Consider the following 19,916-nt stretch of genomic DNA (forward strand, 5'->3'; position numbering starts at 1 on the left):
TATTAACAACCCACCTTAATAAGAGCATATGATAACATTACTGTCTATTTATATTTGGATTTCTCAATGACTTATAGCGTTTTCGAAACCATAAGCCGCCGTTTAGGGGTACTGACAAAAAGTTTGCAGTATCTAGCCGATAAAGAACTGAGAGGTTGGCTGAAAGATAACGAAGAGTATAAGAAGTACAAGCTTAGCTGGTGGGAGGCCTACTTCCTGAGTGCGGAAAAACATCCTTTTCTGAGCTCACTAGACATTTTTCTTCTATATCTTTTCGTCACAATTACTACATTTTTTCTCGACATATACAGAGAATTGGATTTTTCATCAGCGTTTAACACAACCCTTTTAACGCCATCCTCATCAAACCAAGGATCGAACGCTGAAATCTTGCTGTCCTATTTCACCGGACTTTGGGGAGTTCAAGCGGCAATCATAGGTCTTGTTTACCCGATCGCCATATCCCTCATTGCCATCCTTCTTCAAAGAGAATTTCGGAGTGACACATATCTGAGAATTTATCTTACGCTTTCCGCCGCACGTTCTTCAGGTTCGCGATCACTTGCCCTAGTCATTCTCATGGGGGCGCAATATCTATTGATATTAAGCGCCGGTACTAATCTCCCATTTCTATGGTTGGTTCTCGACGGACTAATATTTTTGGAAAATGGCGCTGGCGCATTTTGGTTCCTGGCCAAGACGTTTCAATTTCTAAGCCAAACTGAGCAGAGCAAGGCGGTGCTACGATACGGGGTGGGCATTACATGGCCCAAAGAGCTCAATGAGCAAATGCTTTTTACCTTATTCGCCAGCGCTCCTTCTTTTAAGCTCCTACCAGTCAAAGCTTACGGTGACAATGACACCGAGAAAGAACCTCAGGTCCTATGTATGCCATTGGGTGGAGAAGAAGGTGTAACTGAAGTGCAAAAACGGTTTGCGCATAAAAAACGTTTTGTTGATGTTCGCTTTAGTTTATTGGCATATGCAGTCATCCGATGGCGAGACCGGGCTCACGCATCTGCACAGGGCCGTGAAGATAGTTCTGGGAATGAAACGAATAATCCGCTCCTTATTTTTCCACTTACAGTTGGAGAGGATTATGAAAAAGTTGTTCCTATCTGTATTTCTCGTGATGCGCCCGGACTTGATGCATGGGATCGATTTATCATGAAACGGGCATTAGTATTTCGAAGACCTACCCCTCCAGAGTTTGGCGCAGACCTAACCACTTTTGAGATATTTGATCAATACGCAAACGAGCTTCGTTTTGCTGTTCAGGACGACCGCGCAGGTAGTTTCGAAAAAGCAAGTGATGCAATGATCGACCTCTTTGTATCACTCATCAAGACTGGAGATTACAAGCTCGATTCTGGCAAGTGGGACAACTATACAAAGCTGAGCGACTATAGGTCATTCGGTCAAAGAACATTTTATCAGAAATGGCTCATGTTTTTTCGTGACCCAATCAAGCTTGCGGCTGATTCAATCCTTAAGAGAAAAGACTTCGCCATTAGTTTAGCCAATATTCCTTGCCAACTTGCTAACTGTCTGGATATCCAGAGGCATTCGGAAGTCATATCCAATTCCTATTGGTTGTGGGACAATCTCTGTTATTTCGTCATTGAGCGATGGGCTATTGCAGTAGAAGAACAAGGTGAAATCAAACATGACTTTACGACACCTTGCCGTCTTCGTGCACCCTTTCAACGTTCTTATCAGGCTCTTGTGGACGGAATTTATGAGAGATGGGAATCGCTTGAATTTTATTTGCAGCCCAAGAAGGAGACCGATGGCTGGGAAGAGCTAAATACAGCAGGAGCGGACCTGTTGCCAAAGCACCTCGACACGCTCGTTCGCGCGTTCCTCGCTTTTGCTCACACAGGTGACCGTACGGGCGCTGAGCGGATGCTTGATGGTATTTTGCGCTGGCCTGACTACAGGTTTCAAGATGAAGTTTTCTACAACATCTATAGAGTCACCCATTACCAAACGCTCGGTCTTGCTGTATTTACGCAGGAATGGATAGATATAAAACCCGAGTATGTTAGGAATGACGAATCCTTTAAAATCCAAGTAGCGCCTTACACCATCTTCTCCATGGCAATGTCGAATTATTGGAAAGATGTCTGTTTGATAACCTTCGGCGCTTTATTACACTGGTGTGCCACTGAAGGGGGCCCCCATGCATTCCCGGCTGAACTTTCCAAGCGAATTGCGTCCGGGGAAACTCCTCATCCCGATGATACAAATATCCGATTTCTCCCATTTGCAGATGCGGAAGGGGTTCTTTGGGCGATGCTCCGGCAACGAATGGCGCACACTTCCAATTCTGACCCGTTCTCAGAAAAATTCGGTGGTCTGATCAAAAAGATTTATTCTTTGGATGAACCGCGCCATCTTTCTGGACGGGTTTATATACCATCTTCCAGTGATATTCGGTCGCTAACTGGAGAGATTCTGGTGGCGCTTCTATTGAAAGCCGAGAAACGTCAAAATAATGAGCCGTGGTCCCCATCATCAAATTTTTTATCGGATATTTTAAACGTTGTTACAACTGGGCGTTGGGACGAAGCAACCATTAATGGATTGTTGGGTGAATGGATAAGAAAGTTGGAAGACGAAAAATTTGATCGATATCAGCCAGTTTTACTTTTTCTTCTTGCGGTAAATGATGAGGCTGTTTTTAAGGAGCGAAGAGAGGCCGTTATCAAGGGATTGAAACTTCTGAGTGATAGAATCACCTACACAAGAAATCAGAAGATTTTGGGAGCAAACATAGATAATGCCCTGCTAAAAGAGATCGGGTTATGGGCATCTGCCGGTTTTAGTGCGAATGGCACACACCCACGCCCCCTGCCACTATCATTTTTTAAAGCTTTCGAAGAAACTGACAACCCTCTCTCCGACTGGACATTACGCATTACCAAGGTGAATAAGGCTCGTTACACAAGCCCACGATTCGAAGATCCGCCTTCCAATGAGAAGGAATGGTTCGCTGATACAATTGAAAAGCATGTTGCAATCAGAGTGTTAAATATCGTTTTAAGTCAAACATCGTTCGAGGATATTGCGTCAATCTCCCCAGAAACGTTTTGGAAATATGTTAAGGCGTTCTCTGAAAAAGCCAGGGAAACAGGCAATTCTCCAATCCTGCTGGTAGCAATAAGTAATCATCCCAAATGGCTTTCAGATTGGTTGAGCCACTATCAATCGTCTAATAGAGCAATCCGCCCCGATGATATGACCGTGTCGTGGAGGGAAAATATGCCTAATGGATACATGGGAAGCCTCAATGAGGTGGAGGTATATTTTACAAATATATCTGAAGACGCATCTTTTCTTATGATGAAGGGGGCATTTGAGCGTGTCCAATTCCACGGGTATGGAGGAAACCGGTTCGTTGATGTTACTACCGAGCAGGTCAAAGACAGTCAACTGCTTATCAATTTAAAGCTGACCTGGCAGATGGAGGTCGATATTAAAAAGCTTCCCGCCGTAAAACTTCGGCATCATGTGCAAAATTGATTATCGAGAGCGTGAACGACTTTTTTGATTTTTGGCTTATATTGCTCGTTACCCAAACCGATTCGGCATAGTATCCGTCTTTGCGATTTCCAACCATGCCTCGCCGGCAGGAGATTAGTTTTTCCCCGCGCCCCTCTCGTAATATAATCTCCCCATGTCTAATCTTCTTTCCGTGGAAAACCTCCGGGTCCGGTTCGACACGCCCCATGGGCCAGCGTGGGCCGTGGACGACGTGTCGTTCTCCATGTCCGCCGGGGAAACCCTCGGAATAGTGGGGGAGTCTGGTTGCGGCAAAACCATCACCGCCCTGTCCATCCTGCGGCTGGCGCCTTCATCGGCCACCATCGCCGGGGGAAGGGTGATGTTCGAGGGGCGCGACCTGCTGGCGCTCAGCAACGAAGAAATACGCGATGTTCGCGGGCGAAAAATCGCCATGATATTCCAGGAGCCCATGACCGCTCTAAACCCGGTGTTCACCATCGGCAACCAGATAGCCGAAGGCATCCTGGCCCATTTCCCAATCACTAAAAAAGAAGCATGGGACAAGGCGGTGGAAATGCTGGCAAAAGTGGGCATCCCCTCGCCGGAACGGCGGGTGGGCGAATATCCCCACCAGCTCTCCGGCGGCATGCGCCAAAGGGCCATGATAGCCATGGCGCTGGCGATGGATCCTTCGCTACTCATCGCCGACGAGCCCACCACGGCGCTGGACGTTACCATCCAGGCGCAGATACTGGAGCTTTTGCTGGACCTGAAAAACCAGTTCGGCATGTCCATGATTTTGATCACCCACGACCTGGGGGTGGTGGCGCAAACCTGCGATGACGTGGTGGTGATGTACGCCGGGAAAGTGGCCGAATCGGCCCCGGTGAAATCCATCTTTGCCAATCCGAAACATCCTTACACCCAGGGCCTGCTGGATTCAGTGGCTAGCCGGAAATCCGCGCCAGGCGACAAGTTGCGCGAGATTAAAGGCACGGTGCCAAGCCTTATGGAGATGCCCACAGGATGCCCGTTCCACCCGCGTTGCCCCAAGGCCATGAGCGTATGCCGGGAGAAGATGCCGGAATTAAAAGAAGTGGGCGCCGGTCAAAAAACCGCCTGTTGGCTGTATTAGATTAAAGGTGGCTCTTTATCACGTCGTGGAGGCGCAGTAGCCCCACGGGGCGGTTGTCGTCGTCCACCACGGGCAGAACGGATATCTGCGTCTCCCGGTTTTCCATAAGGTCCAGCGCCTCGGCGGCGGTGGCGGAATGTTTCACCGTTACCGGCCCGGTTTTCATGAACTCTTTCACCGGCCTGTTCAGCAACCCGTCATCGGCTTTCAATATGAGCCGTTTAATATCCCCGTCGGTAAGCACTCCCAGCAGTCTGCCGCCGCCGTCCACTATGTTCACGCCGCCCAACCGGCACTCCACCAGTTTCACCACGGCGTTGCGCAACGTGTCTTCGGCGGAACAAACGGGGTTCTTGTCCTTGGATAACAAATCGCCCACCCTGGCGGTGAGCATCCAGCCAAGTTTGCCGCCGGGATGAAACTGGGCGAAATTCTCCGGCTTGAATCCTTTAGACACGATAAGCGCCGACGCCAGCGCGTCCCCCAGCGCCATGGTTACGGTTGTAGAGGTCATGGGCGCAAGGTTCAACGGACACGCTTCCGACTCCACCCCCATCAGAAGAGTCACGCTGGCGGCCTTGGCCAGGCTGGAAGCGGGGTCGTTGGTGATGGCGATAATAGGGTTGCCCTGTTTTTTCAGAAATGGCGCCGCGTCCAGCACTTCGCGGGTCTCGCCGCTTTTAGATATGAGTATGGCCACGTCGCCGGGGCGGATGGCGCCCAGGTCTCCATGCAACGCGTCCCCGGCGTGGATGTAAATGGAAGGCGTTCCGGTGGAAGTAAGGGTGGCGGCCATTTTCTGCCCCACCAGGCCCGACTTGCCCATGCCCAGGATAAACAGCGCGCCCCGGCAGTTATGGCAAAGGGATAGCGCCGAGGCGAAAGCTTGCGAGCGGATGACCTCCGCCAGCCCGTCCAGCGCGCGGGCTTCCTCGCTGGCCACTTTTAAGGCCGCGTTTATCGCCAACTCTCGAATGCCGGATTCCATCCCCGTCGAAAATTCAGCCTTTGATATGCCTGGCCGGATCAAGACCCGCCCGGCGCAAATCCGACTCCACCATCATCCGCACCAGTTGGTGGAAAGTGGTTTTCGGTTCCCACCCAAGAACCCTGCGGGCCTTGGAAGAGTCGCCCAGCAACGTTTCCACCTCGGCGGGGCGGAAGTAAGCCTGGTCCACCTCCACGTAAACCCTGCCGGTCTTATCGTCGTAACCCTTTTCTTCCTGGCCTTCGCCTTTCCACTTTATGTCTATGCCCACAAGGCCAAAAGAGGCCTCCACGAATTGCCGCACGCTGTACTGCTCGCCGGTGGACAGCACGAAATCGTCCGCCTTTTCCTGTTGGAGCATAAGCCACATGCCTTCCACGAAATCCTTGGCGTAACCCCAGTCGCGTTTGGCGGAAAGGTTGCCCAGATAAAGCTTGTCCTGCGTCCCCTTGAGGATGTTGGCCAGCGACAGGGTTATCTTGCGCGTCACGAAGTTCTCGCCGCGCCGGGGCGACTCGTGGTTGAACAGGATGCCCGAGCAACCGAAAATGTTGTACGCCTCCCGGTAGTTAACGGTTATCCAGTGGGCGTAAAGTTTCGCGGCCCCGTACGGGCTTCTCGGGTAGAAGGGGGTGGTCTCTTTCTGCGGAACCTCCTGCACCTTGCCGAACATCTCGCTGGTAGAGGCCTGGTAAAACCGGGTTTTCCAGGTGAGGTTTAAGGCGCGGATGGCGTCCAGTATCCTCAAGGCCCCCAGCGCGTCCGCCCCGCCGGTATATTCGGGGGTCTCAAAGCTCACCGCCACGTGGCTTTGGGCGGCCAGGTTGTACACCTCGTCCGGTTTTATCATCTCCATCAGGCGGTTGATGCTCAGGGTGTCTGTCATGTCGCCGTAATGGAGGAATATCTTGTTATCTTTCAGGTGATGGTCTTTGTGCAGATGCTCTATCCGCTCCCGGTTGAAGCTGGATGAGCGGCGCACGATGCCGTGCACTTCATACCCTTTTTCCAACAACAGCTCCGCCAGGTAAGAGCCGTCCTGGCCTGTGATGCCCGTTATTAAAGCTTTTTTCATTGTCGCAAAAATCCCGAAAATGCCGTGAAAATAAGATTTTAGATTATACCCCACAAGGTAACGCGCCCCGCAAAATTTCTCCCGGAAAGGTAGAGCCCCGGTTTGGATCCGGAGGGTCGTGATGCTTCGCTCCGCCCAGCATGACAACAACATGGGAGCCAATGAGTACCACGTCATTCTGAGGCGTAGCCGAAGAATCCCTGTTACATTTTCAACTGAAACCCTGCCGAAAATTTCAAACTGGGACGCTACTCCCCGTTGAAAGGGGAGGGCATTTTTGGATGGAGCCGTGTTATCCTATGCCGGGCCGTCGAAATCAATGGTGGGCGAATAATACACGATGAAGTTTCTATTGCGAATATGGTCTTTCACCCTCTACACCCTGGCGGTGACAGGTTTGATAGGCATCGTAAACCTGCTGGGCGTCATGTTCGGCGCCAACAAGTTTATTTTCGCATCGCTCCCAACCGCGCCTTACTCGAACAAATGCCAGTACATACTGCTTCTGCCCGGCGGCGGAATACCCAGCCCGGCCATGCTCATGCGGGCCTATGTGGCGGCGAGGGAATACAGGAAAAACCCTCAATCCAAGGTGGTTATTTCACTTGTGGCGGGGCCCCAGCTGGAAAAATCCACCATTTGGGACATCCGTAACGAGCTTATATTCCGGGGCGTTCCGGCGGACTCTATCATTCTTGAAACTAAAGCCCGTAACACTTACGAGCACGCCAAGTTCATTAAAGAATCCACGATTGGCAATTTCGAGAAAGACAGCTATTTGATCGTCACATCTCCCACCCATATGCCCCGGTCGGTAATGACTTTCCGGTCCGCCGGTTTCAAGAACATATACGCGGTAACCAGCAAGGCGGTAGGGGATAAGGAATTCCTGGGGGAATGGACCTATATAAGGTACGACTTTTGGGCCGCCCTAAGCACACAAGTGGAGCTTTTCCGGGAGTTGTTCGCTATCGGGTTTTATAAAGTGACGGGACGGGCCTAGCGCTAAACCGTATGGCGGGAGGAAGAAACCGCCGAAAAGTCGAACTCACCCTTGAGCACATCAGCCAGGGTGATGGAATATAGCAACTCGTTGAAATGCTGGCCCAGGCGAGACCATAGGGCTTGCGTCCTGCACTCGGATGATTTGGAACAGCTGGAATGGGGCGCGCCATGCTGGTCCACACAATCGGTGAGAACAAGGTTCTCCTCCACCGCCGAGAATATATCACCTATGGAAATGGCCTCGGGATGGCGCACCAGCATGTATCCACCACCCGGGCCGCGCACGGATTTCACCAGGTCCGCCTTCCTCAGTTTCACGAAAAGCTGTTCAAGATAGTTCTGCGAAAGGTCCTGCCGCTCGGCTATCACTGAAAGCGACACAGGCGCCAGCGCCCCTTGCATGGCCATGTCCACCATGGCCTGCACGGCGTAATGCCCTTTTGTTGATATTCTCATTCGATGACGTTCCCCTCTATGGGGTCCACCCGCACGCCCCGTTTCTTTAAATCTTCCACTGTGGCGTCCAGCTCTGCGAGGGTCCCGAAAACCTCCATGTCTATGACCCCCTGTTCAGTGTCTATCCGCGCCTGGCGGATGTTCAGCATCACCCCCCGGTCGGAAATGATGGAGCTTAACACCGGTTTGTCCACCTCGCCCTTGGGCACAAATACCCGCACCCGGATGCTGGAAAGCTTGGGGGGCTCCGTAAGGTTTACAAGCTCCCGCCCGCCTTCCGTAACCACGGCGCCCCGGCAACGCAAATCCTCCACCGCCTGGGCGATCTTCACCGGGTCTCCATCCACACACGCCACAAGCCAGCCGGAATCGGCCGTTACCTTGGCCTGGAAAATGTTTACCGTTAGCCCAAACCGGCGCACAAGGGTGTATAGCACCGGCTCTTTCACCAGCCATTCAGGAAGGTTTATGGAAAAATAGCGTTCGCTCATGGCTGTCTTAATTTTTCTTTATGTAAAATTCCCAGGTGTTGTCCGCAATCTTGTGCGGCGGAGAGAGTATCTCGTGTCCCTCGTTCTCCATGCTCCTGGGCACGTTCTTGGTGGCGGGCTCATGGTCGGTCACTATCCGCAAAACCTGGCCCGGAGTCATCAACTCTATCTTGAGCTTTGATTTCACAAAAGTGTACGGGCACACTTCTCCGCGGATGTCTATTTCCTCATCGGGCTGGATGCTCATTACCTTTTCTCCAGTATCAAAGGGTTATTACCCTGTCGTTCGTCTCTATGGCGGAGGCCAGCTCCGTGTAACTTACAAGCCGCGCCTCGGCGGTTATGTTCCGGGCGGCCACATCGTCGGCCAGCGCCAGGATTTCCGCCCCGGCCGCCAGCTTCAGCCCGTGGGCTGTCAACCTGGCGGGAGTGTTGTACACGCCGTCCTGAATTAACGCCACTGTCCTGGCCTGGGCGAAAACCGCCTGCCCCAGGGCCGAGGGTATTTTCTCCGCCGTTTTGGTGACTATAACCAGCATGGGCTTATTCTTCCTTGTCGCAGAAAACCCCGTGGGTTACGTCGCACTCGCAAGAGTCGGGAAGCACCGTGACCACCACGCCGTTTGTCAATGTTTTGGCCAGCGTCACCGCGCCCCTTACCGCCGCGCCGGAGCTGGTGCCCACCAGCAGGCCCTCTTCATCTTTCAGCCGGTTCACCATATCGTAAGCGTCGTCGGTTTTCACCGCCAGCTTGCCGTCCAGCTCCGCCTCGTTGTATATCCCGGGGACGATGGAGGTGGACATGTGTTTCAACCCTTCGATGCCGTGCAGGGATTCGGCTGGCTCGATGGCGTAGCATTTAACGCCCTGGCTTTTGTTCTTCAAACCCCTCGACGTGCCCATAACCGTGCCCGACGTGCCAATGCCCGCCAGGAAATGGGTTACCTTCCCGTCCGTTTGCGTCCATATCTCCTCGGCTGTGGTGAAAAAGTGGGCGCGCCAGTTGGCCGGGTTGTTGTATTGGTCTGGCCAGAAATAATGGCCGGGGTCTTCCTTGAAAATCTCGCGGCATTTTAGAATGGCGCCGTCGGAGCTTAACAGGGGGTCTGAAAAAACTATCTCCGCCTTGTAGGCGCTGGCCATCAGGTGCTTTCTTTCATTGCAAACGTTGGCAGGCATCACAAGCTTCACATGGTAGCCTTTAACCAGCCCGATAAGCGCGTAGGCCACGCCGGTGTTGCCGGAGGTGGAATCCAGAATGGTCATGCCCGGGCGGAGCTTTCCGCTTTGCTCCCCTTCTTCTATCATACGCAGGGCGGGGCGGGCCTTCACCGATCCGCCAGCGTTGTACCATTCCGCTTTGGCGTAAATCTCCACGCCAGCGGGCAGGTTCTCGTATTTGGCGATGTTCCGTAGCGGGATAAGGGGAGTGTTACCGATTTTCCTCAGTATCTCGGTGGTAAGATCCTCCACCTTCACAAAGGCGGTGGAAACCAGTTTTGACATAAATTCGAAAGCCTCGCTATTTATTCAGGTCAATATGGCGCCAGCCGCCGATAGCAGGTCTTTTAGCCCCTCGCCGTCCACCAGTTTCACCCCGAACCGCGAAAGCTTGACGTTCCGCTGGCCGCAGGAAGGCTGGTGGGCGTAAATATCTTTTTTCATCAACTCCAGCATCGCAAGATGCTTGTCTATCTCCACGCCGGTCTTGGACCGGTCATGCCCCAGCCCGGCGTAAACGCCATCGTCTATCATCAACACCGAAACGTTGTTCCCGTCTTCCAGGGTCAGGCCCACGGCCATACGCAGTTTCTCGGAAACGGCGGGCGACGGGGCGGACGAAACAACCACCAAAACGTTTTTCATGAGAAACTCACCACCCGGTCGAAATCATGGGTGTACCCGGCCAGGTCGTACTGACTGCCGTAGTTCACCCCGGCCACCCCCTCGGGAGCTTTGAACTGGCCCCGGTTGTGTTCACACACGGTTATCTGCGTCCCACCCTGTATCAGCGAGGTGAAATCCTCCCGCGCCAGGTTTAAAACCCCGGCGGTCATGATGAAAACCGTCACCTCATCGCCCCGTTCCCGGGCGGCGCGGGCCAGGTTAATCACCGTGCCTGTGTTAAGGCTGTCGGGACCCGTGTGCAGAACCAAAGCCAGACGCATGACGATTAATGGCCTCCAGCCGCGGGTATGCCGCAGAACTGCTCGTAATCAATAAGCCCGGTAATGGTCGGCTTGTCACCGCAAATAGGGCAGTTCACGTCCCGCCTTATCTTCAGCTTGCGGAACTCGGAGTTTAACGCGTTGTACAGCATCAGCTCGCCGATTAGCGGTTTGCCCTTGCCCAACACAACTTTTATCACTTCCATGGCCTGTAAAGAGCCCACCACGCCGGGAAGCACTCCCAGCACTCCGGCTTCCTGGCACGACGGAACCATGCCGGGGGGCGGAGGCTCCGGATATAAACAGCGGTAGCAAGGGCCCTCTTTCGGCTTGAAAACCGTCACCTGCCCGTCAAACCGGAATATGGAGCCATGCACGTTCACCTTGTCGAGCATCACGCAGGCGTCGTTTACCAGGTAGCGGGTGGGGAAGTTGTCGCACCCGTCCACCACGATGTCGTATTCATTGAAAATGTCGAACACGTTGGCGGAGGACAACCGCTCGTTAATGGCCACCACGTCCACGTCGGGGTTTAGCTTGTTGATGAACGTCCGGGCGGACTCCACCTTCAACACGCCCACCGTAGAGGTGTTGTGGATTACCTGACGCTGAAGGTTGGAATAATCCACCTTGTCAAAATCCACCACCCCGATTTTGCCGATGCCCGCCGCCGCCAGGTACATAAGCGCCGGAGACCCCAGGCCGCCCGCCCCCAGGCAAAGAACCCTGGCGCCCAACAGCTTCTGCTGGCCAACCCCGCCCACCTCGGGAAGGATTATATGGCGGCTATACCTGTATATCTGCTCTTCAGTGAAGTTGATCATTTCACTTACGCAACCGCTTCTTTCAGGCCGCGCCGCCGGCGATGGCGGGGATCACCGAAATGTCGTCCCCGTCTTTCAACGCCGTGGTCTCGCCATCCAGAAAACGGATGTCCTCTTCATTTACATAGATGTTTATGAAACGGCGAAGGGCGCCTTTATCGTCATAAAGACGTTCCTTGAAACCGGGGTATTTGGACTCCAGCCCCTCGAAAACTTCCTTTATATTGCCGCCATCGCCAGTAACCTCACCCAAACCGCCGGTAAGCTTTTGCAACGGGGTGGGAATGCGGATTTTAACTTGCGCCATATCCCTCAAAACTCTCCTATATGCCGTACATGTCTATAAAGATTTTTGTAATTCCTCAAAAGCCGAAAGCTTCGGCTCTATTACCACTGGCTTGGCAAGATGCCCGTCAAGCGACTCCATGGTCTTCAACCCTTGCCCCGTGATGGAGATCACCGTCACGTCGTCTTTCCCGAACCGGCCCTGCTCGGCCAGCTTTTTGGTTACAGCCACGGTTACACCACCGGCGGTCTCCGTGAAAATCCCTTCGGTGCGGGCCAAAAGCCTCATCCCGGCGATTATCTCGTCGTCGGTCACATCCTCGCCCCAACCGCCGGTTTCCTTGACCACCTTTATCCCGTAAAACCCGTCGGCGGGATTGCCGATGGCTATGGATTTGGCGATGGTATTGGGTTTTACCGGCTTGAAGTCTGTCCGCCCCGCTTTTATGGCGCCGGTCACAGGATTGCACCCGGTGGCCTGGGCGGCGAACACTTTGGTTTTCACGGGGCCGATAAGCCCCAGCATCTCGAATTCCTTGAACGCCTTGTATATTTTCGTTATCAGGCTGGAGCCCGCCACGGGAACGATAACGTTGTCCGGAGCGCGCCAACCCAACTGCTCGGCTATCTCGTATCCGTAGGTCTTGGAGCCGTCTCCATAGAACGGGCGGATGTTGATGTTCACAAAAGCCCATTTGAACACCGCCGCCAGCTCGGAGCAGAACCGGTTCACGTCGTCGTAAGAGCCTTTGATGCCCACAAGGGTGGGCTCATATATGGACGTGCCCAATATCTTGCCCGTCTCCAAATCGTGCGGGATGAAAATATAGCTCCTCATCCCGGCGGAAGCGGCGTGGGCCGCCACGGAGTTGGCCAGGTTGCCAGTGGAGGCGCAGGCCACGGTGTCGTAACCGAACTCCCTGGCCTTGTTCACGGCGGCGGCCACCACCCGGTCTTTAAAACTCAGGGTGGGGTGGCAAACCGAGTCGTTCTTTATATAAAGGTTGTTTAACCCCAGTACAGCGCCCAGGTTCTTGGCCCGCACTAAAGGGGTGAAGCCGTTCTGCAAGCCCACCACTGGGTCTTTGTCTATGGGGATGAGCTCCCGGTACCGCCACATGTTGGCGGGACGGGATTCTATCTCTTTTCGGGTGAGTACCCGCTTTATGCCCTCATAGTCGTACCGCACCTCAAGGGGGCCAAAACAAAACTCACAAACGTGGATGGGTTCTTTGGGATATTCCCTGCCGCATTCACGGCACCGTAAACCAGAGGCAAAACTCATATATGAAATCTTCCTGTCCGCGGATATTGAACACCGGGGGTCCTAACAAATCCCCCGGAAAATTAACAAAATACGCCCGGCCTGATTCAATTTAAATAAAACCTACTGTTCTTGTCAAGTATTAATCATGTTAATAAATTTTGGTAGTGTCTCAGCTTGAAAGTGCAGGGGAGATTCTTCACTTACGCTCAGAATGACAATATAAAAGCCGTTGATAACATTGTCATCCTGAGCGAAGCGCCAGCGAAGTGAAGGATCTGTCCATTATTTGAGATTCAAACCGGGACACCACCTAAATTTTGCCGGACCATACAGGCAACATTTGCCCCGGCAGAACGGGAAAAAACTTTAGTGGAATTTTTTGCAAATAGAAAATGTAAATAAAACAATATGTTGCAAACAAGGCCGGTTTTGGCACAGCCCTTGTTATCTATTGTTACCGAAACCAGAGCACAACAGGGAGAAACAGATGCTAAACCCGATCATGACCGACTTACTGAGCATGGTCACACCCAGCGCCTCGCAGGCCACCGAAAGTAACCGGTCTGTGACGGACACCACGTTCCAGGAGGTGTTCAATTCCATCCAGGACACCACCACCGAGATGGCCGCCAAGTCCACCGGGCCGGGAACGAAAAAAAATAGCGATAACTCCAATAAAAGCGCCACCAGCGAACCGGCGGCCAACACTGAAAGCTCCAGCAATAACGTAACTGATTCTGGCCGGGAAGATTCTTCTTACGAGTCCGCCAGCGTATCTTCGAATGAAACAGCGCAGGCCGACAGCGAAAGTTCCTCCAGCGCCGATTCCACTTCAGCCCTTGTGGCCGCCAAGGCGGCGGAACTGGCCGCCACCGACCCCTATGCCTATCAGCAGATGCTGTCCAGCCTGGACAACATGAGCATGAAAGACCTGTTCACCGCCCTGGGGATGAGCGCCGAAGAGATCAACTCGTTATCTGAAAAAATAGATCTCACCGCCCCGGTCTCCGAAGAAATGAAAACCGCCCTCGTCTCGGGGGACGCGGCTAAAATAGCTTCCGCGCTGACCACGCTAACCGAACTGCCCGTCGCCGAAACCATCGCGGTTTCCTCCAATGAGCAGGTATCGCAGGCGGCTTCGGACGCCTCGCAGAAAAACTCGGAAGTTTCCAGGACGGATTACAGCGCCGCCAAATCCAGCGACTCCACCACTGAAAACAAAACTGCCGTGGCGCAGGAACCGGCTTCCCAGGAATCCTCGCTTTCCAATTCCAGCGCGGACAATAGCGGCTCCCAGTCTTCCCTGAACGCTAATAGCCAGAACGCCGCCCCGGCGGCCACGCTGAATACAAAAACGGAAAACCTTGTGGTGGCCCAGGGCATAGAAACCGCCAATGCCGCCCAGGCGGCCCAAACCGCCAGCCCTAATGCCCAGGCGGAAGCGGCCAAGCCGAACCTGACGGTGGTCAACTCCAAATCCGCCGTGGACGGGGCTTCCACCGCCGGATCCACCAACAGCGCCACCGCTAAAGGCGACAGCGCCGCCACCCAGACCCGCGCCACCACCGAGTCCACCCGCCAACTGCTGGAACGGTCGGTGATGAGCCAGATAGTGGACAAAGCCAGGATAATCGTGCGGCCCAACGGAACTTCCAACATGACCATGCGGATGGACCCGCCCAACCTTGGCAAGGTGGACATGCGCCTGGAAGTGACCGACAACAGCGTAAAAGCCGTGTTCGTGGCCGAAAGCCGCGAGGTTAAAAGCATCATAGAAAGCAATCTGGAAAACCTGAAAACCTCGCTTAACCAGAGCGGCATAAAGGTGGACGAAATATCCGTTACCACCGCCGACGACCGGGGTTTCCAGTTCCGTAACGAAAACCAGGCCCAGAACGCCGGTTCCGGTAACACCAGAAGGCAGGGCAATGGCAGGGGAGGGTTTAGCGACGCCGGTCACGAAGGTGACGCGCCCGAGTCCAACGGGCATGCCGCCCTCCGGCACAACGGCATTCTGGATGTTGTAGCGTAAGGAGCGCTAAGGTAATGATAGTAAGCACTTATTCAGGCGGATCAACGGCAACCGACACTAGCTCCGCCTCCGCTTCCACCACCAACTCCGACATGGGGAAGATGGAATTCCTGACCATGCTGGTCACCCAGATAAAAAACCAGGATCCGCTGAACCCCATGGACAACCAGGAGTTCACCGCCCAAATGGCGCAGTTCTCCTCGCTGGAACAGCTGTTCAGCGTCAACGACAACCTTAACATGTTGCTTACCGCTTCCAACGCCTCCACCTCGGCCCAGGCCATATCGCTTATCGGCAAAGAGGTGACCGCGCTGGGCCACAACGTGCACGTGAAAAACGGCGTGGCCACCGATGTGGCTTTCGATCTGCCGGAGAGCGCCTCGGAAGTAACCATAAACATCGAAGACGAAAACGGCAACATTGTAAGGACCATCACCGAGGAAAACCTTTCTTCCGGCCCTCACGCGACCGCTTGGGACGGCAAAGATGAATACGGCAACCAGTTGGCCGACGGCCTTTACAGCTACTCCGTGGAGGCCAAAGGCACGGAAGGGCAGACCCTGGAAGTTACCACCTACGCCAAAGGCGTGGTGACTGGGGTCTCTTTTGAAGACGGTGTGGCTTATGCCCACATTGGGGATTTAAGTTTCATGATGAGCGAGATAACCGAGGTGCAAGACGCTTCCACAGGCTCCACCGCGGCGGACAGCTCGACAACCACCAGCCAGGGAACGTCCACCGACCAGGGGACGCAGACAGTATAAACGCGAAGGATTTTTTAGAGTTAAGGAGAAACGACCATGAGCCTTTCCAGCGCAATGTACGCGGGCGTCAGCGGCCTAATGGCCTATGGCGACGCCATGAACGTCACCGGCGACAACATCGCCAACGTAAACACCATCGGTTACAAGGGTAACAGGACGATCTTTGCGGACATCCTGGCCAACTCGGTGGCCAACGGTTCCACCACCCTGCAGTTCGGGCGCGGCTCGCACATTCTTGGGGTCACCGCCTCGTTCACCCAGGGTTCGTTTGAGACCACGGGCAACGCCACCGACATGGCCATCCAGGGTAGCGGCTTCTTCGTGGTGAAAGACCCGTCTTCTGGCGGTCTCTATTACACCAGGGCCGGCCAGTTTACCCTTAACGAAGCGGGCGAGCTGGTAAATCCCAACGGGTTCAACGTGCAGGGCTACCAGTTAACCACCAACGCTTCCGGCGCGGTGACCAAGGCCGCCTCCTCCACCAACATAGACGTTACCGGTGTGCAGAGCGTTCCGAAAGCCACCACCACTTTCACCCTTGGGCTTAACCTGAACGCCACCGCCTCGGCGGGCACCACTTTCTCATCCTCGTTCAACGCGTATAACGCCCTGGGCGAGACCACCACGGTAACTTATACGTTCACCAAGACCACCACGGCCCAGACTTGGGACTTCGTGGCCAGCGGCCCGGCGGGCACCACCCTGTCCGGAACCGGGTTGTCCGGTTCGGTAACGTTCGATAGCGCGGGCATAATGACCGGCCCGGCCACTGACCTGGACCTGACCATAAGCGGGTTCCCCTCTGGCTCGGCTCCGCTGACCATCACCTGGGACCTGCTAAACAACACCACCGGCTTGTTGAACACCGACATTACGGGATACGCCGCCGGATCGGTGATGAACAGCATGGTGCAGGACGGTTACCCTACGGGCGTGCTAAGAGGCCTTTCGGTAAGTGACGACGGTATCATCTCCGGTCTCTTCTCAAACGGACAGACCCAGCAGATGTGGCAGGTTCAGCTGGCCGACTTCCTGAGCCCCTGGGGCCTCTCCAGGCAGGGCAACTCCATGTTCGCCGAGACCAGCCAGTCTGGCCAGCCGATCCTCGGCACGGCCAAGTCCGGCGGGTTCGGCACCATTTACGGCTCGTCGCTGGAACTTTCCAGCGTGGACCTGTCCACCCAGTTCGTGGACATGATCCAGAACCAGCGCGCCTACCAGGCCAACAGCAGGATCATCACCACGGTGGACACCATGATGCAGGAAGTGGTTAACCTGGTGAGGTAATTTAGGTGAATAAACCGGGGCGCGGCGTTTGGTAACGCCGGCCCCGGAAAGAGTTCTACGCGGAACGGCTCAATCCTTGCCTTCGCTCGGGGCGCTTGTTTCTCCCTGGTTTTAAGCGCCCCGATGATTAAGCCCCGGCGGCTTCAACCGCCGGGGCATTTCATTTTAAGCCAGCGTTATTTTTTATCCCGCTCCAGCGGCGCCATATGGTTCACGGGCCCGGGGCCTGCGCCTACGGAATACGCTGATTGCAAGGCGAGGGTAATGTATTTTTCCGCGTCTTCAATGGCCATAACCAGATCCCGCCCCAGGGCAAGCCCGGCGGTAATGGCGGCGGAAAGGGCGCAACCGGTACCATGGGTGTGGTTGGTTTCCACCCTGGGTTTTCTGAATTTGAATATCTCACCATCGGCAAAAAGCACATCCACAGCATCTTTGTCTACCAGATGCCCACCCTTCACCAGGACATTGGCAGGGCCCAGCCTGGCTATTTTCACTGCGGCCTCTTCCATGGAGCTTTCATCGTGAATTTTAATATTTACCAGCGTGGAGGCTTCAGTGATGTTCGGGGTAACAAGATGCGCAAGGGGAAAAAGATCCATCACCAGCGCTTTGGCGGCTCCCGCTTTCAATAAAGCCCCGCCGGTGGAGGAAACCATAACGGGATCCACCACAAGTTTTACATCTTGCCGGTTGCCCATGAACTTCGCCACCGCCAAGATTACGCCCATATCGTAAAGCATCCCGGTCTTGGCGGCCGCAATAGGGATATCCTCGAAAAGCGTTTCCAGCTGGGTTGTTACAAAATCCGGTTGCACAGCTAAAACGTCTTTTACTTTCAGGCTGTTCTGGGCGGTAAGGGCGGTTATCACGGAAACGCCGTACACTCCCATGGCGGCGAATGTCTTGATGTCCGCCTGGATGCCCGCCCCGGCGGAAGGGTCCGACCCGGCGATGGTCAAAGCAACCTTGCGACCCATTATTTTTTCTTTCTTTGTAAATTCAGTTAAATACACTACTTACATTAAACCAACTTTATGTTAGCGACAAGGATGTCTCTTGACCGCTTGTGGATAACTCCATACAATCTCCCTTTCTAAAACAGTTGGTGGATGGTTCAAGTTAATGCCTTCAACGGGAAAGCTGTGGGACGAGGTAAAGAGCTCCCTAAAAGAGCGTCTTCACCAGCATAACTATGATTCATGGATAGAACCCGTTGAATTTGTTTCGTATAAGAACCATGAGTTACTGCTGGCTGTTCCTTCGGCCTTCTTTATCGAATGGATAAACGAGCATTACAAGGAAAGCATCCTTGAGTTGATGGAGGAAGCCACAGGCTCCAGGGTCACCCTTTCCCTTTCCCTTGGCGCCCAAACCAAACCCCAGCCCCAGCCCCAACCTAAGGAAAAAGAAAAAGTCAAGGTTGATGTTGCTCAGGAAACTTTAAGTATCAAGCAGTTGCGAGAAAAGTCCAACCTGAACGAAAAATATACTTTTGACAATTTCGTAGTAGATAAAAGCAACGAGTTCTGTAACGCCCTGGCCAAGGGCATCGTGGCTAAAATGGGTGAAAATAATCCCCTTTTCATATACGGGGGTGTGGGGTTAGGCAAAACCCATCTGATGCAGGCCATCGGAAACGCTGTATTGGAAAAAGCGCCTAATTACAACGTGTTGTATCTTAGCTCAGAAAAGTTCGTAAACGACCTTATAAATTCCCTCCAGCGCGGATCCATGTCCGCCTTCAGGAAGAAATACAGAAACCTCGACCTTCTTTTAGTTGACGATATCCAATTCATAGCCGGTAAAGAGCGGACCCAGGAGGAATTCTTTCACACCTTCAACACGCTCTTTGAGATGAAAAAACAGATAATCCTCTCTTCCGACAAGTTCCCGAAGGATATTACAAACATGGAGGAGAGGCTTCGTTCCAGGTTCAGTTGGGGAATCATCGCGGACATAAAACCACCCGAGGTGGAGCTTAAAACCGCCATTATAAAAAAAATCGCCAGGAAGAATGGTTTCCATATTGATGACGAGGTGGGGGCGTTTCTGGCGAAAAGGGTGAAGTCCAACATCCGTGAACTGGAGGGGTGTCTGGCCAGGGTTATGGCCTATGCCTCCCTCACCGGTAAACCGGTGGACATGGAAATGGCCCGGGAAACTTTGAAAGGTATCTACGACGAGGCGGCAAAGATACTGGACATAAAGCAGATACAAAAAGCTGTTTGCGACTTCTATCTCATTAAACTTGTTGATGTTAAATCAAAAAGTAGGCTCAAAAGCGTTGCCATGCCCAGGCATGTGGCCATGTTCCTTTGCAGGGAATTCACAAACGTGTCGCTTCCAGAAATAGGAAGGGCTTTTGGCGGGCGGGATCACACCACAGTTATGCACGCCGTAGAGAAAATAAGGAATGAAGTTGAGGTTAACACCCAGTTGTATAACGAGATAAACGAAATAAAAAAGAACCTGGACCTGTAGGATACTTGTGGAAAACCTAATGGTATCTTGTGAAGAAAAAGTACCGCAGTTCATTTTAAATTCCGGGGGTGGAAAAACCCCGCTAGTTGTGGAAAAAATAAGGCCTTTAATGTACAATTGCTTAATGGACTTTTACACAGGAATGCCC

Annotated in this window: 20 protein-coding genes; 7 read left to right on the forward strand and 13 right to left on the reverse strand. The window is 53.5% G+C overall.

What is annotated here, in order from left to right:
* Positions 1-66 precede the first annotated feature (66 nt).
* Together HY751_09380 and HY751_09385 are read left to right on the forward strand one after the other, a co-directional pair.
* The gene (locus HY751_09380) at positions 67-3,525 is read left to right on the forward strand and encodes a hypothetical protein (GenBank protein MBI4666606.1); all 3,459 of its coding nucleotides are present in this window, start codon (positions 67-69) and stop codon (positions 3,523-3,525) included.
* 154 nt (positions 3,526-3,679) lie between these two features.
* Positions 3,680-4,642, forward strand: a complete 963-nt coding sequence (locus HY751_09385; protein MBI4666607.1) for an ABC transporter ATP-binding protein — start codon at positions 3,680-3,682, stop codon at positions 4,640-4,642.
* Between the two features lies 1 nt (position 4,643).
* On the opposite strand, the gene HY751_09390 is transcribed toward HY751_09385, so the two are convergent.
* Both HY751_09390 and gmd read right to left on the reverse strand, forming a co-directional pair.
* Positions 4,644-5,630 (reverse strand): KpsF/GutQ family sugar-phosphate isomerase, encoded by a 987-nt coding sequence (locus HY751_09390; GenBank protein ID MBI4666608.1) that lies wholly within the window; start codon positions 5,628-5,630, stop codon positions 4,644-4,646.
* A gap of 13 nt (positions 5,631-5,643) precedes the next feature.
* Positions 5,644-6,705: a GDP-mannose 4,6-dehydratase gene (gene gmd / locus HY751_09395; GenBank protein MBI4666609.1), complete on the reverse strand. Its 1,062-nt coding sequence runs from the start codon at positions 6,703-6,705 to the stop codon at positions 5,644-5,646.
* 340 nt (positions 6,706-7,045) lie between these two features.
* On the opposite strand from gmd, the gene HY751_09400 reads away from it, so the two are divergent.
* Positions 7,046-7,708, forward strand: a complete 663-nt coding sequence (locus HY751_09400; GenBank protein ID MBI4666610.1) for a YdcF family protein — start codon at positions 7,046-7,048, stop codon at positions 7,706-7,708.
* Positions 7,709-7,710: 2 nt separating this feature from the next.
* Here the strand turns inward: HY751_09400 and HY751_09405 are convergent, their stop codons facing one another.
* From HY751_09405 to HY751_09450, 10 genes are read right to left on the reverse strand one after another with little or no spacing between them, the layout of a single operon-like run.
* Positions 7,711-8,166, reverse strand: coding sequence for an Rrf2 family transcriptional regulator (locus tag HY751_09405; protein MBI4666611.1), 456 nt, complete (start codon positions 8,164-8,166; stop codon positions 7,711-7,713).
* The gene (locus HY751_09410; protein MBI4666612.1) at positions 8,163-8,657 is read right to left on the reverse strand and encodes a hypothetical protein; all 495 of its coding nucleotides are present in this window, start codon (positions 8,655-8,657) and stop codon (positions 8,163-8,165) included. Before HY751_09410 ends, HY751_09405 begins: the two co-directional genes overlap by 4 nt.
* Positions 8,658-8,664: 7 nt before the next feature.
* A complete protein-coding gene (locus HY751_09415) occupies positions 8,665-8,904 on the reverse strand; it encodes a sulfurtransferase TusA family protein (GenBank protein MBI4666613.1) in 240 nt (79 codons plus the stop codon).
* 16 nt (positions 8,905-8,920) lie between these two features.
* Positions 8,921-9,196, reverse strand: coding sequence for a hypothetical protein (locus HY751_09420; protein MBI4666614.1), 276 nt, complete (start codon positions 9,194-9,196; stop codon positions 8,921-8,923).
* A 4-nt stretch (positions 9,197-9,200) separates the two neighbouring features.
* Positions 9,201-10,163 carry a cysteine synthase family protein gene (locus HY751_09425; protein ID MBI4666615.1) on the reverse strand — a complete coding sequence of 321 codons (963 nt, stop codon included), beginning with the start codon at positions 10,161-10,163 and terminating at the stop codon, positions 9,201-9,203.
* 24 nt (positions 10,164-10,187) lie between these two features.
* Positions 10,188-10,523, reverse strand: coding sequence for a DsrE family protein (locus HY751_09430; protein ID MBI4666616.1), 336 nt, complete (start codon positions 10,521-10,523; stop codon positions 10,188-10,190).
* Entirely contained in the window at positions 10,520-10,825 is a 306-nt protein-coding gene (locus HY751_09435) for a DsrE family protein (protein MBI4666617.1), read from the reverse strand. The genes HY751_09430 and HY751_09435 overlap by 4 nt, the downstream gene beginning before the upstream one ends.
* Positions 10,826-10,830: 5 nt before the next feature.
* Positions 10,831-11,649, reverse strand: a complete 819-nt coding sequence (gene moeB / locus HY751_09440; GenBank protein ID MBI4666618.1) for a molybdopterin-synthase adenylyltransferase MoeB — start codon at positions 11,647-11,649, stop codon at positions 10,831-10,833.
* Between the two features lie 22 nt (positions 11,650-11,671).
* Complete coding sequence (locus HY751_09445) at positions 11,672-11,956, reverse strand: MoaD/ThiS family protein (protein ID MBI4666619.1); 285 nt, start codon at positions 11,954-11,956, stop codon at positions 11,672-11,674.
* A 33-nt stretch (positions 11,957-11,989) separates the two neighbouring features.
* Positions 11,990-13,219 (reverse strand): threonine synthase, encoded by a 1,230-nt coding sequence (locus tag HY751_09450; GenBank protein ID MBI4666620.1) that lies wholly within the window; start codon positions 13,217-13,219, stop codon positions 11,990-11,992.
* A 484-nt stretch (positions 13,220-13,703) separates the two neighbouring features.
* Between HY751_09450 and HY751_09455 the strand changes: the two genes are divergently transcribed.
* Genes HY751_09455 through HY751_09465 form a run of 3 tightly spaced genes read left to right on the forward strand, consistent with a single transcriptional unit; the run spans position 13,704 to position 17,284 of the window.
* Complete coding sequence (locus tag HY751_09455) at positions 13,704-15,233, forward strand: flagellar hook-length control protein FliK (protein ID MBI4666621.1); 1,530 nt, start codon at positions 13,704-13,706, stop codon at positions 15,231-15,233.
* 14 nt (positions 15,234-15,247) lie between these two features.
* Positions 15,248-15,997 (forward strand): flagellar hook assembly protein FlgD, encoded by a 750-nt coding sequence (locus HY751_09460; GenBank protein MBI4666622.1) that lies wholly within the window; start codon positions 15,248-15,250, stop codon positions 15,995-15,997.
* Positions 15,998-16,033: 36 nt separating this feature from the next.
* Positions 16,034-17,284, forward strand: a complete 1,251-nt coding sequence (locus HY751_09465; protein MBI4666623.1) for a flagellar hook protein FlgE — start codon at positions 16,034-16,036, stop codon at positions 17,282-17,284.
* A 176-nt stretch (positions 17,285-17,460) separates the two neighbouring features.
* Here HY751_09465 and thiD read toward each other — a convergent pair whose 3' ends face one another.
* Complete coding sequence (gene thiD, locus HY751_09470) at positions 17,461-18,264, reverse strand: bifunctional hydroxymethylpyrimidine kinase/phosphomethylpyrimidine kinase (protein MBI4666624.1); 804 nt, start codon at positions 18,262-18,264, stop codon at positions 17,461-17,463.
* Positions 18,265-18,409: 145 nt separating this feature from the next.
* Between thiD and dnaA the strand changes: the two genes are divergently transcribed.
* Positions 18,410-19,768, forward strand: a complete 1,359-nt coding sequence (gene dnaA / locus HY751_09475; GenBank protein MBI4666625.1) for a chromosomal replication initiator protein DnaA — start codon at positions 18,410-18,412, stop codon at positions 19,766-19,768.
* Positions 19,769-19,916 lie beyond the last annotated feature (148 nt).

The organism is Nitrospinota bacterium, assembly GCA_016208975.1.
Taxonomy (GTDB): domain Bacteria; phylum Nitrospinota_A; class UBA7883; order UBA7883; family JACRLM01; genus JACQXA01.